Source organism: Specibacter sp. NPDC057265 (assembly GCF_042668835.1).
Lineage (GTDB): Bacteria > Actinomycetota > Actinomycetes > Actinomycetales > Micrococcaceae > Specibacter.
This window is the reverse complement of the sequence record NZ_JBHUYE010000004.1, coordinates 76,458-90,398: the sequence shown is the minus strand read 5'-3', so window position 1 is coordinate 90,398 and position 13,941 is coordinate 76,458. Positions and strand designations below refer to the sequence as shown.

Here is a 13,941-nt window from a genome sequence, read left to right as displayed (position 1 = left end):
GTCTAATGAACATGGCACACGGCCATAAGTGGCCAGCCAGCGCGGCACCTGCACTCCAAAGCCGCGGTGTTGCGCTGCTGCCTGCAGCGGGGGGTTGTAACTTATTGGCATAGATCCGGACACAAGTTTGTTATCAGCGGTGTGACCTCCAAAAAAACAGCAGCCCCCACCACGCACGGGCAATTGGCCAAACCGCCCAAAGCCGCCCGTTCAGATGGCACCACAGGGGTCCTCTTTGGCCTGGGAGCCTATGGCTTGTGGGGGCTCATGCCCTTGTACTTTGTTTTGTTGGTCCCGGCGAACAGCCTGGAGATTGTGGCCAACCGCGTGCTCTGGTCCTTGGTCTTTTGCGCCCTCATCACCACCGTCAGCCGGGGCTGGGGAAAAATCAAGGCAGCCGCACGCAACCGGCGCATCATGGGATCTTTGACCGTGGCTGGTTTGCTCATTGCCATCAACTGGCTGACATACGTTTTTGCCGTCACCACCGGCAATGCCATTGAGGCGTCCCTGGGTTATTTCATCAACCCGTTGTTCTCAGTGTTGTTGGGGGTGTTCCTCTTGAAGGAAAAGCTGCGGCCCCTGCAGTGGCTGGCCGTGGGGGTGGGTTTCGTGGCCGTGGCCATTTTGACCATTGGTTATGGCAAGCTGCCCTGGGTTGCGCTCGTTTTGGCCACCAGCTTTGGCTTGTACGGCTTGGTGAAAAACCGCATGGGCAAGAAGGTCGACGCCATCACCAGCTTAAGTCTGGAAACCGCCGCCTTGGCGCCACTGGCCTTAACCACCATGCTGATCCTGACATCTTTGGGCCAGGCCACATTGACTGACAGAGGCCCGGGGCACTTTTGGTTGATGGCTGCCTCGGGCGTCATCACTGCCGTTCCACTGCTGTTCTTTGGCGCCTCCGCCAGCCGGCTGTCGCTGACCAGCATTGGTTTGCTGCAGTTCGTGGCGCCGCTGCTTCAGTTCATTGTGGCGATAACCGTGCTGGGCGAAACCATGACCCTCGAACGCTGGATTGGGTTTGCAGTGGTGTGGGTGGCGCTGGCCATACTCATAGTTGACATGCTGCGCACCTACCGCAAATTTTCCACGAAGAATTCCGTGGCTGCCCACTAAAACTCCGGCACCGGCCAGCTTCAGCCACGGGCCCGGCGGGGGATGCATGGCGGCACCCGCCGGAGGCAATGCCACCGGCGGGTGCCGCATGCGGACCGTGTTGTCAGGCCGCTTGGCGAATGGCCTCGCAGAGCACGTCCAAACCGTCGACCAGCAGTTCGTCGCTGATGACCAGCGGCGGGAGCAGACGGATCACGTTGCCATAGGTGCCACAGGTCAAAATGATGACGCCGGCCTGCAGGCAGGCACCAGCAATGGCCTTGGCAGCTTCGGCGTTGGCTTCCTTGGTGGTGTTCGCCGTTCCGGGCTTGACCAGTTCAAGGGCCAGCATGGCCCCGCGGCCGCGAATTTCCCCAATGATGCCTGACTGGCCCAGTTCTTCCGCGAGCGCCTTGAAGCGATCGGTCACAATCCGTTCAATGTTTACGGCACGGGCGTTGAGGTCGTGCTCCTTCATCGTCTTGATGGCAGCCAGCGCCGCGGCGCAGGCAATCGGGTTTCCACCGTAAGTGCCACCCAGACCACCGGGATGCACAGCGTCCATGAGGTCGGCGCGGCCAGTGATGGCTGAGAGCGGCAATCCGCCGGCAATGCCCTTGGCCATGGTGATGATGTCCGGGACAACACCTTCGTGCTGGCTGGCGAACCATTCCCCCGTGCGGCAGAAGCCGGACTGGACCTCGTCTGCAATGAAGACCACACCGTTGTCCTTGGCCCAGGCGGCCAGGGTGGGCAGGAAGCCCTCCGCCGGGACGATGAAGCCACCCTCGCCTTGAATGGGTTCGATCAAAATTGCAGCCACGGAGCCTGCACCAATTTGCTTCTCGATCATGGTGATCGCCCGGCGTGCGGCGTCCTCGCCCTTGATCTGGGATTCTTCGCGGTACGGGTAGGACATGGGCACGCGGTAGATCTCCGGCGCAAAAGGACCGAAGTTGGTCTTGTACGGCATGGCCTTCGCCGTGAGCGCCATGGTCAGGTTGGTGCGGCCATGGTAGGCGTGGTCGAATGCGACGACGGCGTCGCGGCCAGTGGCCAGGCGGGCCACCTTGACGGCGTTCTCCACCGCTTCGGCACCGGAGTTGAACAGCACGGTGCGCTTCTCATGGGTGCCGGGCGTCAAGGCGTTGAGTTCCTCGGCGACCTCAATGTAGCTTTCGTAGGGGGTGACCATGAAGCAGGTGTGGGTGAAGTGTCCGACCTGCTCGCGGACGGCCTCAACCACGTTGGCATCCGAGGCGCCCACGGAGGTGACGGCAATGCCGGAACCCAGGTCAATAAAGGAGTTGCCGTCAACGTCGGTGATGATGCCGCCGTCGGCGTCCGCTACATAAACGGGAACGGTGGAGGCCACGCCGCCGGCAACGACCGACTTGCGGCGCTCGTTGAGCGCTTGGGACCTGGGCCCGGGGAAGGAAGCCGAAATCTGGCGTTTTTGGGCAAGGCGGTATTGGATGTCGCTCATGGAAGTTCCTTTCACAAAGTGCAGTGCACGGTTGGTGACCAACGCGCCCCAGCCAGGGCCCGCCGTCGTGGTTCTCAGCTGTCGAGGTTGCTCATGACGTGCTTGATGCGCGTGTAGTCCTCCACGCCATAGATGGACAGGTCCTTGCCGTAGCCGGACTGCTTAAATCCGCCGTGGGGCATCTCGGCCGTCAACATGATGTGCGTGTTGATCCACACGGCGCCAAAGTCCAGGTCACGTGAGACGCGCATGGCCACGCCATGGTTGGAGGTCCACACGCTGGAAGCGAGGGCGTAGTCGACGTCGTTGGCCAATTCCACCGCCTCGTCCTCGGTCTTGAACGTCTGCACGGTGATGACAGGACCAAATGTTTCCTGCTGGACAATGTCATCGCTTTGCTTAACGCCGTCCACCACGGTGGGCGCGAAGAAGAACCCCTTGTCCCCCACCCGCTGGCCACCGGTGACAACTGTTGCGTGCGCGGGGATGTTCTCCACCACCTCCAACACTTGGTTGAAGTGGTTGATGTTGTTCAACGGACCAAAGTAGTTCTTGGATTCGTCAGGGTTGCCGGTTTCCAAGCCCTTCGCGGCCGTGGCCAGAGCCGCCACAAATTCTTCATGCGCGGATTCCTCCACCAGAATGCGGGTAATGGCGGTGCAGTCCTGCCCGGCGTTGAAGAAGGCGTATTCCGCAATTTCCTGGGCCGTCCTGCCCAAGTTGGCATCCGCAAAAACAATGGCCGGGGCCTTGCCCCCCAGTTCCAAATGCGCGCGCTTAAGACCCTTGGCGGCACCGGTGGCCACGGCGATGCCTGCACGCACGGAACCCGTAATGGACACCATAGCAGGAACCTTGTGCTCCACCAGGGCGGCGCCCGTGGCACCATTGCCCAAGACAAAATTCAACACGCCCGCCGGAACAATGTCTTTGGCAATGTCGGCGAAGACCAGGGTGCTTTCAGGGGTGGTGTCGCTGGGTTTAAGCACCACCGTGTTTCCCGCCGCCAACGCCGGACCAAGCTTCCAAATCAACATCAGGAAGGGGTAGTTCCAGGGCGTGACCTGGGCAATGACGCCCACCGGTTCACGGCGCACGAAGGAGGTGAAGTTCTCCATGTATTCACCTGCGGAACGGCCCTCAAGCAAGCGGGCGGCACCAGCAAAGAAGCGCAACTGGTCAGCACCGGCGGCCACCTCCTCGGCGGCAATCATGGCCTTGACCTGGCCTGTGTTGCGATGCTGCGCCTCCACAATTTCATCGCTGCGGGCCTCGACCGCATCCGCCAGTTTCAGCAACACGCTTTGACGCTGGCCGGGGGTGGCACGCTTCCAGGTTTTAAAGGCCTCCGCGGCAGCCGTCATTGCTGCATCCACATCGGCCTGGTTGGAAATTGGCGCATGGGCAACAACGTCACCGGTGCTGGGATTGACAATGTCCAGCAACTGCGTGCCGATGACTGGGACAAATGCTCCATTGATGAAATTTTGCAAGGTCTGGACCACGGTGTTCAACCTCTTTAGTTTGTTGAGTACGGCACGCAGCATTTCATGCGACGTCTTACGCGCAAGCCTAGGCCCGCCCGCCCCGCAATTGAATAGCCAATTGCACCATCGCCGCTATTTTTAGCAGTGCGTTTGTATAGTTGCCCTATGGCACTTTCTTTGGCGGACCTGCTCACCATTCCCGCCCTGCACCTGAAAAACATGGGTTCCACCCTGATTCCCTTGACAGCACCCATTGATTGGGTGGCTGTCACCGAACTGGAAAATCCGCAGGCGTTTCTCAGCGGCGGGGAATTGGTGTTGACCACCGGAGCCCGCCACAACACTGCAGCGGCCCAGCGGTCCTTTGTCCGCCAAATTAGGCGTGCCGGCGCCGTCGGCATTGGTTTCGGTGTTGGTTTTGAGCACGACGCCGTTCCTGCGGCATTGCTGGCCGAGGCCAACCGCTGGTCGGTCCCCGTGGTGGAAGTGCCCTACACCACGCCTTTCATTGCCATCGGCAAGCTCGTGGCCGACGCCCGCTCGTCGGACCATTACACAAAGCTGGAGCGGCTGCTGCGCGAACACCAACTGCTTGCCCGGACCCTTTTGACAGGTGGCGGGTTGCCGGCACTTTTGAAAAAGCTTTCCACCCTTGTGGCCGCGGACCTGATCATTACCCAGTACGGCGGCGTCGTGGCCAGCACCGCCACCAACACCGTCCCTGAAGAGGGCACATGGCATGCCGTGGCGCTGTCCACGGGCAAGCGCGATTCAAGCGTTTTATGGTTGCGCAAACCCTTTCACGACGACGGGATAGTTGACTATGCCCGCGGGCTCATCAGCATTGAGTTGAACAACCTGGTGCAGCGCCGTCACAGCATGCGGCAGATAGCCGGGCAGGTTTTGCAGGACATCATTCGGGGCACGTTGGAACCCGCCGATGCCATGGCCCGGCTGGAGACCGTGGGCGTATCCACCGCCGGGAAGAACCTGGTCCTGCTGGTCAGCGCCGGTGAGGAACACTTCGAAGCGCTCGCCGGGCTGACCCTGCCAGCCAGCTTGGTCAATGCTGTGGCCGCGACAATTGTTTCCGAAGGCAGACGTGAATTACTGCTGGTGGTGCCGGCTGCTGTGGGTGAGCCGGCCAAACTGGGCAGGCAATTGAGCCAGCAAATGCATAATGTCGGCATCAATGCCCCGGTGGGCATTGGGGGTGCGTACTCCCAAGCCAACGGCCTGCGGTGGAGCTACTTTGAAGCTCGTGAAGCCGCAACACGGGGTTTGGACGTTAATGTTCCGGAACGCCTGAGCCTGACCTCGCTGTTGTTGGCCAGCGAAGACGTGCCCATGGCAGCCATGGCCAAGGAGGCCCTTGATCCGCTGCTGACCTTCGATGCAATCCACGGCTCTGAGTTGCTCGAAACCCTGGAAAGGTATTTACAGCTCAACGGATCGGTGGCAGCAGTAGCCGAGGCCCTGGCACTTCACCGCAATACCGTGCGTTACCGGCTGACCCAGATTGCTGAACTGACGGGTTATGACCCTGCCTCGACGCCGGACCGTGTCCAGCTGTGGCTGGCGCTGGCCGTCCGAAGGCTTACTCCGCACAACTGACGGAAGGATCCGCTGCCAGCGCCCACAGGTCACGCCGGCCTCCTGCGAGGCCAGCGTGACCTGTGGATTGGGCAGGAACTGAAACCACTAGCTCAGACGTGCCGCCCTGCGCAGGACCAGCAGGCCCAGGCCTGACAGGAGCAACATGACCGACAGGAATACCGGCCACATGCCGGTGCCCGTGTAGGCCAGCTGAGCGGATGCTGCACTGCCCATGGCCTGCAGCTTGCTGTCCGCGCCCATGGAAATCCCTGCCGCTGCCGTGTGTGCCGGGTTCAGCGTCACTGTCACAGCTGAATCAGCGGACGACGCCGGTGCCAGCGGAGTTGCCGGGTTGCCGGGATTGATCGGTGCCACCGGAGCAACAGGCGCTACGGGTGAAACTGGGGTAACTGGGGTAACCGGGGTAACCGGTGTAACCGGTGTAACCGGTGTAACCGGTGTAACCGGCGTTACGGGTGTGACCGGTGCAACCGGCGTTACAGGTGTGACGGGGGTGACCGGAGCTACGGGAACCACGACGGCGGTGTCCGCACCGATGGTTTCGGCGTCACCAACAACTGCGAGGGCATTGTCGGAAATGTTCACCGGGATGGTGATGGGCAGATCCAATCCAATGTCGCCCAGGACGCCGTCGAGCAATCCGCCACCGTTGTTGGTGCCACCGGTGCTGCCGTTGCCGGCACCCGGGTTCACCACAGGAACAGTGTTCGTGGTCTCAGCGCCGTTCGAGGAAGCATCACCAACAACACCCACGGCGTTACCCGACACATTCACAGGAATGGTGATGGGCAGATCCAATCCAATGTCGCCCAGGACGCCGTCGAGCAATCCGCCGCCATTGTTGGTGCCACCGGTGCTGCCGTTGCCGGCGCCCGGGTTCACCACAGGAACAGTGTTCGTGGTCTCAGCACCGTTCGAGGACGCATCACCAACAACACCCACGGCGTTACCCGACACATTCACTGGAATGGTGATGGGCAAATCCACCTGAACATCACCAAGGATGCCCTCGAGCAATCCGCCACCATTGTTGGTGCCACCGGTGCTGCCGTTGCCGGTACCCGGGTTCACCACAGGAACAGTGTTCGTGGTCTCAGCCCCGTTCGAGGAAGCATCACCAACAACACCCACGGCATTACCCGACACATTCACAGGAACCGTCACCGGCACATCCACTCCAATGTCACCCAGGACGCCGTCCGGTGAGCCAGCACCTGTGGCACCGTTGCCGACACCTGTGTTGACCACAGGAACACTGTTCGTGGTCTCAGCACCGTTCGAGGACGCATCACCAATAACGGACACACCGTTCCCTGAAACGTTCACAGGAACCGTGATGGGCAAATCCACCTGGACATCACCGAGGATGCCCTCGAGCAAACCGCCACCGTTGTTGGTGGTACCTGTGCCACCGGTGCCGGCACCCGGGTTCACCACAGGAACAGTGTTCGTGGTCTCAGCACCGTTCGAGGACGCATCACCAATAACGGACACACCGTTCCCTGAAACGTTCACAGGAACCGTCACCGGCACATCCACCTGGACATCACCGAGGATGCCCTCGAGCAATCCACCGCCGTTGTTGGTGGTACCTGTGGCACCATTGCCGGCACCCGGGTTCACCACGGGAGCAGGAACACTGTTCGTGGTCTCAGCACCGTTCGAGGACGCATCACCAATGACAGACACACCGTTCCCCGAAACGTTCACAGGAACGGTGACCGGCACATGGATCGGCAACTCACCGAGGACCCCACCCAGCAGCCCTCCATTGTTTGAAGCGTTTGAGGTGACAACGGACCCGTCGTTCACCACCGGCGCGGGAACACTGTTGGTGGTGTCAGCGGCGTTCGAAGACGCATCACCAACAACGCCCACCGCGTTGCCGGAGACATTCAGGGGAACGGTGACCGGCACGGTGGCCTGGACGCCATCAATGACGCCTCCCACCACCCCATCAAGCAACCCGGCAAGGAGTCCCTGTGAGCCGTTGTGGGCAGCGGGCTGGTTGTACACGCCGGTGGTGGATTCTCTGGCGGCTGGGGTGGACTGGTCTGCAGCATTGGCTGCACCTACGCCGAGGGCAAGAAGCCCGCCGGCAAAGACCGCTGCACTGAGCGATCGACGAATGACAGTACGCATGATTGTTTACTCCTGAATTAAGATTTTTTGACCGTGTCCGCGAATGCGAAACAGGGAAAGACCGTGGCCTGCCGCCTTGGTGGCGGAAGGCTGAGGGTCATCTAGCCAGGGGTTGAACCGGGATTTTCAGGCATGGAGGCGGGCAGCGGCCAATCCGCTGCCAGCGGCTGTGCCGCACCGCCTGCGTTGTGGAAGTAGCTCCAGAAATGCTCACTGGCCGCCGCGGCGCTGCCGCTGGCACCGGACCCGCCGGATACCAGGCTTGAGGACGAACCAGATGCGGCGGCTGTCGTCGCAGCCGGTGCGCAGGGACCCACGGCATCGCCGTCGGAGTCCGATCCGCATGCCTGGATGGCAGCGGGAGCAGTGGAGGAAGCGGGTGCCTGGACGCCAACGCCGTCAACAGAAGTGGAGAAAGCCGGCAGCGCGGCGGCCGCCAGGTAGCGTGCCAAGACACCGGGTGTGGCGGCTTGCGGGGATGCATCGGCAGCCTGCTGCGCTGCTCCGGTCGAAACCGGACCGTCCACCCGAGCGGGGCTGTCCATTTGAACCGGGCTGTCCACGGATTCCGTGGCTGCTCCACCACCAGCGGGCGCTGCAGGCGCGCTTGGGAGCACCGGTGCGGCGGGCAGGGTGTCAACACCTGCCGGCAACTCGGTGACGGGATCAGTTGGGCTTGGAACGTCGGCCGCTCCACCGGGGCCACCTGGCACGGCCGGGGGTACCAGCGGACTCACAACGGGAGTGACAACGCTGTCCACCAGCTCTGCCGCGCCACCTGCCACTCCGTCAACAACGGGCTTTACAGCTCCGGTGACGGGATCAAGCACGGGGGCGGTGATCTGAAGAACCGGAGCGGTCACCTGGTTCACGGCACCAACGGTGGGGGTGACCACCGAATCTGCCAGCTGAACCACCGGGGTGACAACACCGGTGGTGATGCCCTGCACCGGCGTCAGCACCTGTCCCACCACCGGAACGGAGGTCAGATTGCTTTCCAGCTGATCCGTGGCGCCGGTGACAGGAGCCACCAGATTGCCCACGGTGTTCGGGCCGGTAATGTCCTTGACCACGGGAACCTGCTGCACCGTGGTGTCCAGCAGATCGCCCACGGGGTCAAGAATTCCGGAGAGCAGCCCCTTGTCCGAGGCCGTTTTGAGGGACGCGGACGAGGATCCTGAAGCCGCGGAGGCGTTCGTGGAACCGAGCACAATGAGGACGGCTGCTAAAAGGGCGGTGCCTAAAGCGATCCGCAGAATGCGCACCAGAGGGGCACTCATGGGCAAAGACATGAGCCTGCCATCCATTGAGTCCACCCCCAGTCGGCAACATCGTGAGACCAGCTATAAGACCTGACACCGCAACTGCACGGCGTCTGAGACCGCCCGGCTCCGCACGAACTTCAAGGTGCGAAGCAGAACATGCATCCCACCCTATGGCCCAAATCACAGAACGTCAAAGGTTCTCACCATCCGCCTGGCACAGCGGTCCTTAAAGCAACGACGGCGGGGACCCACCTGACAAAGGTGGGTCCCCGCCGTCGTTGCTCCGGCAACCTGCGCCGGCGGGCTGTATCCAGCGGGTGGGGCTATCGGGTGAGGGAGGCGCCTCGGGAGACGCCCACCATCTCATCCCGGGCCACCACCTTGATGCGTTCACGCTGCACGGCGCTTGAGTCGGTGGCTGCCGCGCCCAACGCCTTCTCGTGGGCGTCAAGCTCCAGCCAGCCTTCCCAAGTGGTGAATTCCACGCCGCGGGCATCGAGCAGTTCCACCACTGTTTCCGGTGCCGCCTCGGCGGCCAACGGCAGGTCCCCGCGGTCAGCCAACAGGTGGGTGATGGTTTCCAAGGCATCGCCCTTGGTGTGGCCAATCAAGCCCACGGGCCCACGCTTGATCCAGCCGGTCGCATAGAGGCCGGGAACGTGGCTTCCATCAGTGGCCAGGACGCGGCCGGCGTCGTTCATGACCACCCCGCGAAGGTGGTCAAACTCAACATCGGGCACGGCCGAGCCGAAGTAGCCCACGGAGCGGTACACGGCCTGTACGGGGTAGTCCAGGAATTCACCGGTGCCGCGGACATTGCCCGTGCCGTCCAGTTCAGTGCGTTCAAACTTAATGCCCGAGACCTTGCCGTCCTCGCCCACGATTTCCACCGGGTTGTGGAGGAAGTGCAGGTGCAGCCGGCGGGAAGCTCCGGTGGTGGGATCGGCGGCGTCATCATCCTGCTCGGCCAGCCAGTTGGTGAGGGTGTTGACCATGGTCTTGACCTGGTTGTTGCTCTTGACGGCGGCATCGGAGGCTTCGTCGAAGTCGAAATCCTCCTCATACAGGACAATGTCCACATCGCGGGAGTGGCTCAGTTCGCGCAGCTCCATGGGCGTGAACTTCACCTGGGCAGGGCCACGGCGGCCAAAGATGTGCACATCCGTCACTGGAGAGGACAACAGGCCCTGGTAGACATTGTCGGGAATCTCCGTCACCAGCAGATCATCGGCGTGCTTGGACAGGATGCGTGCCACATCCAAGGCAACATTGCCATTGCCAATGACGGCTATTTCCTTGGCGTTCAAAGGCCATTCACGGGGCACATCGGGGTGGCCGTCATACCAGGAGACAAAGTCGGCGCCGCCGTAGGAGCCGTCCAGTTCAATGCCGGGGATGTTCAAATCCGCGTCCTTGATGGCGCCGGTGGCGAAGATGACCGCGTCGTAGTGCTTTTGCAGGTCTTCAAGGTTGAGGTCCGTGCCGTAATTGACGTTGCCAAAGAAACGGATGTCACCGCGGTCCAGGACCTTGTACAGGGCGTTCACGATCCCCTTGATCCTGGGGTGGTCGGGGGCCACGCCGTAGCGGATCAGGCCGTAGGGTGCCGGGTAGCGGTCAAAGAGGTCAATGCTGACCACCAGACCGTCACGGACCTCGGCGCTCTTGGTCAACATGTCCGCCGCGTAGACGCCTGCCGGGCCGGAGCCAATGACGGCGATGCGCAGCGGGCGCTCCTGCGTGCCGGGCGCTGAAGAGTTTGAAGACACAGCTGTGCTCATTTCCTTGGGTTCAAAGGGCTTATGGATAATTCTAAGAGACGGAACTGACAGTTTCCCGCGTGCCGTAGTGGGCTGTGGCAAGTTCCGGCGGAGCGAGCGGGCTGACCCGCACCACGTCGCCAACAATGACGACGGCCGGGTTGCGCACCTGGGCCGTCCGGGCGAGTTCCACAATGGTGCCCAAGGTGCCGATGGTGACGCGTTGGTTCTTGGCATAGCCGTTCTCGATGATGGCCACCGGACATCCGCTGCCACGGCCGGCGGCGGCCAGAAGGGGCATGGACCGGTTGAGGGTCCCCACCCCCATCAGCAGCACAACCGTGTGATCACTGCCGTGGGGGATGTGCTCAAGTTCCTCATGGCCGCTGATCATGGTGAAGGCCTTCGCCACTCCGCGGTGTGTGACGGGGATCCCCGCCGCCGCCGGAACGCTCACGGCGCTGGTGACCCCCGGGACCACCTCGACGTCCACCCCGGCGTCGCGGCAGGCAATGGCTTCCTCCCCGCCCCGGCCCAGCACGAAGGGGTCGCCGCCTTTAAGCCGGACCACCCGTTTCCCGGCCAACGCTTCCCGGACCAGGATCGCGTTGATTTCAGTTTGCGGCACGGGATGGTGGCCGGGGGTTTTTCCCACTTCAATGACCGTGACGTTTTGGCCCAGGGTTTCCAGCAGACCGCGCGGTCCCAATCTGTCGGCCACCACCACGTCAGCCTCCGCCAAGAGCCTGCGGCCGCGCACTGTAATAAGGTCTTCAGCTCCCGGGCCGCCGCCAACAAGTGCCACGGAACCGCTGCGGCCCAGGCCCGATTCCCGGTGGGCAGGGCCGTGGGGGGTGCCCCGGTACCGGCGCAACGGCAGGTCACCGCTTTCCAGCGCCGCCGCGATGGCATTGCGCAGGGCGGCCGCACGCAAGGGGTCTCCCCCGGCATTGACCGCCACCATAATGTCCTCAACAGTGGCCACGGCGGGGGTCCAGGCAGCTGATTCCTGCGCGTCGGAATGGTTCACACACCAAATGCGCTGGGCCTGGGCATCGGCGGCCACCTGGGCATCAAGTTCCACATCCTGCGTTGCCGCCACCGCATACCAAACGCCGTCCATGTCCGAGCTCAGGTAGTTGCGGGCCCGCCACGTCAGCAGGCCGGCGTCGGCCAGCTCCCGTGCGGCGGCACTGAGGGTGGGGGCCACGAGGGTGAGCTGCGCACCGGCGTCGAGCAGGGCCTTGGCCCGCCGTGCAGCGACGGTCCCGCCGCCGGCAACGAGCACAGGGCGGCCCAGCAGCCGCAGCGAGGTGGGATAAAGGTCAGCAATAGCCATGAAACGACCCTAGATACCGGCGTTCCCGGCAGACAACAGCGCCGTTACACCCGTTCACGCAGCGTCACGTGGGGACATATTAACGGCGCTGCCTTGCCCCACATGTCAGGGGAAGCCCTACCGCGTGCTGCCGGCCAGGAGACCGCGGCCGCGCAAAAGACGCTTTTCCACGGGCGCAAACACTGCCAGTTCCACCAGGATCCCTACAAAAAGGATGATCAGGATGGCGGACATCACAATGCCCATGTCGGAGAGTTGCCGGCCCTGTTCCAGCAATGATCCCAGTCCGAAGCCCAAGGAGCCGCCCATGGCAATGATTTCCGCCGCCATGAGGGAGCGCCAGGAGAACGCCCAGCCTTGCTTCAACCCGCCCACATATCCCGGCAGGGCTGCCGGGAGCACCACATTGACAGCCATCTCCCAGCGCGAAGCGCCCAGAATGCGGCCCACCCGGCGGTGCTGGGGCGGTATTTGATCCACCCCGGCAATGAGCCCGTTAATGATGGAGGGGATGGCGCCCATGAACATGACAAAATACACGGTGGCGTCGGTGAGGCCGAACCAAATGATGGCTGCCGGCACCCACGCCACCGAGGGCAGCACCTGCAGTCCGGAGATCAGCGGACCGAAGGCCCGGCGCAGCACCCGCACCTGTGAAAGCAGCAGGCCCAGCGGGGTGCCCACCAGGATGCTGATGGTGAAGCCCACCAGGCCGCGCTGCAGCGAGGTCCAAATTGCTTCCTGTGTGGTGCCGTCCTGCCACAGCGCCCCCAGGGAATGCAGCACGTCCAAGGGACCGGGCACCAGGTCGCGGCGGCGCAGACCCAGTGAGACGTAGAACTGCCAAGCCAGCAGCAACACCACGAAAGCCGCCAGCGGAAGCAGAATGCGGGACCAGTCAAGGCGCCGGCGTATTTGCTGCTCGGACTGCAGGGAATCCAGCCCGGCTTCCAGCGAGCGCATCTCCTCCTCGGCGCTCTTGAGGATGGGGGAGGTTATTGTTTCAGGCATGCTTGCGGATCTCCTGACGCAGTCGGGCGGTGATGGTGGCGGTGAGCTGGCCCGCCGCGCCCGCATCACTGCGGTGCTCCTGGGACACCTGCCATTCGGCCACCACCTTGCCGGGCCGTGAGGACAGCAGCAGCACCCGTTGACCCAACCGCACGGCTTCGCGCACATTGTGGGTGACAAAAATGATGGTCCGGCCGGTTTCCTTCCAGACCCGTTCCAACTCGTTGTGGAGCAGGTCGCGCGTGATGGCATCGAGCGCGCCGAACGGTTCGTCCATCAGCAGCAGCGGGCGGTCCTGCGCCAGGGCGCGTGCCAGCGCCACGCGTTGGCGCATGCCCCCGGACAGTTCGTGCGGACGTTTGTTCACGGCATGGCCCAAATTCACCAAATCCAAAAGTTCCCCGGCGCGCGCCCTGCGTTCGGGGCGCCCCACACCGCGCAGCTTCAAGGCCAGTTCCACGTTTCCGCGGGCTGAAAGCCAGGGGAACAACGCCGAATCCTGGAACATGAACGCCGCCCCCTCCGCCGGCACCTCAAGGGCGCCGGCGGTGGGTGCATCCAGTCCGGAAATGATGTTCAGCAGCGTTGACTTTCCGCAGCCAGAGGCCCCCAGCAGGGCCACAAACTCACCTTGCTGGACAGTGGCGTTAATGTCTTCCAGCACGGGAGGTCCGCTGTCGAAGCTTTTACCCAGCTTTTCCAGCACAACGGCGGCACCCTTGGAACTTTCCGACAT

Annotated in this window: 10 protein-coding genes; 2 read left to right on the top strand and 8 right to left on the bottom strand. The window is 62.7% G+C overall.

Annotated features, from left to right (window positions below; genetic code table 11):
* The first annotated feature begins 141 nt into the window (after window positions 1-141).
* Window positions 142-1,119: an EamA family transporter RarD gene (gene rarD / locus ACFUCV_RS04670; protein ID WP_380812545.1), complete on the top strand. Its 978-nt coding sequence runs from the start codon at window positions 142-144 to the stop codon at window positions 1,117-1,119.
* 103 nt (window positions 1,120-1,222) lie between these two features.
* Here rarD and gabT read toward each other — a convergent pair whose 3' ends face one another.
* Both gabT and ACFUCV_RS04660 read right to left on the bottom strand, forming a co-directional pair.
* Window positions 1,223-2,584, bottom strand: a complete 1,362-nt coding sequence (gene gabT / locus ACFUCV_RS04665) for a 4-aminobutyrate--2-oxoglutarate transaminase (protein WP_380812543.1) — start codon at window positions 2,582-2,584, stop codon at window positions 1,223-1,225.
* A 74-nt stretch (window positions 2,585-2,658) separates the two neighbouring features.
* A complete protein-coding gene (locus tag ACFUCV_RS04660) occupies window positions 2,659-4,089 on the bottom strand; it encodes a gamma-aminobutyraldehyde dehydrogenase (RefSeq protein ID WP_380812792.1) in 1,431 nt (476 codons plus the stop codon).
* A 147-nt stretch (window positions 4,090-4,236) separates the two neighbouring features.
* On the opposite strand from ACFUCV_RS04660, the gene ACFUCV_RS04655 reads away from it, so the two are divergent.
* Complete coding sequence (locus ACFUCV_RS04655) at window positions 4,237-5,685, top strand: PucR family transcriptional regulator (protein ID WP_380812541.1); 1,449 nt, start codon at window positions 4,237-4,239, stop codon at window positions 5,683-5,685.
* An 87-nt stretch (window positions 5,686-5,772) separates the two neighbouring features.
* Here the strand turns inward: ACFUCV_RS04655 and ACFUCV_RS04650 are convergent, their stop codons facing one another.
* The 6 genes from ACFUCV_RS04650 to ACFUCV_RS04625 form a co-directional block, all read right to left on the bottom strand.
* Window positions 5,773-7,830 carry a hypothetical protein gene (locus ACFUCV_RS04650; RefSeq protein ID WP_380812539.1) on the bottom strand — a complete coding sequence of 686 codons (2,058 nt, stop codon included), beginning with the start codon at window positions 7,828-7,830 and terminating at the stop codon, window positions 5,773-5,775.
* Between the two features lie 101 nt (window positions 7,831-7,931).
* Window positions 7,932-9,110 (bottom strand): hypothetical protein, encoded by a 1,179-nt coding sequence (locus tag ACFUCV_RS04645; protein ID WP_380812537.1) that lies wholly within the window; start codon window positions 9,108-9,110, stop codon window positions 7,932-7,934.
* A gap of 308 nt (window positions 9,111-9,418) precedes the next feature.
* Window positions 9,419-10,876, bottom strand: a complete 1,458-nt coding sequence (locus tag ACFUCV_RS04640) for an FAD-dependent oxidoreductase (protein ID WP_380812535.1) — start codon at window positions 10,874-10,876, stop codon at window positions 9,419-9,421.
* A 31-nt stretch (window positions 10,877-10,907) separates the two neighbouring features.
* Entirely contained in the window at window positions 10,908-12,194 is a 1,287-nt protein-coding gene (cobA, locus tag ACFUCV_RS04635) for a uroporphyrinogen-III C-methyltransferase (protein ID WP_380812533.1), read from the bottom strand.
* 117 nt (window positions 12,195-12,311) lie between these two features.
* The gene (locus ACFUCV_RS04630) at window positions 12,312-13,205 is read right to left on the bottom strand and encodes an ABC transporter permease (protein WP_380812531.1); all 894 of its coding nucleotides are present in this window, start codon (window positions 13,203-13,205) and stop codon (window positions 12,312-12,314) included.
* On the bottom strand, window positions 13,198-13,941 hold the full coding sequence (locus tag ACFUCV_RS04625; protein WP_380812529.1) for an ABC transporter ATP-binding protein: 744 nt from the start codon (window positions 13,939-13,941) through the stop codon (window positions 13,198-13,200). Before ACFUCV_RS04625 ends, ACFUCV_RS04630 begins: the two co-directional genes overlap by 8 nt.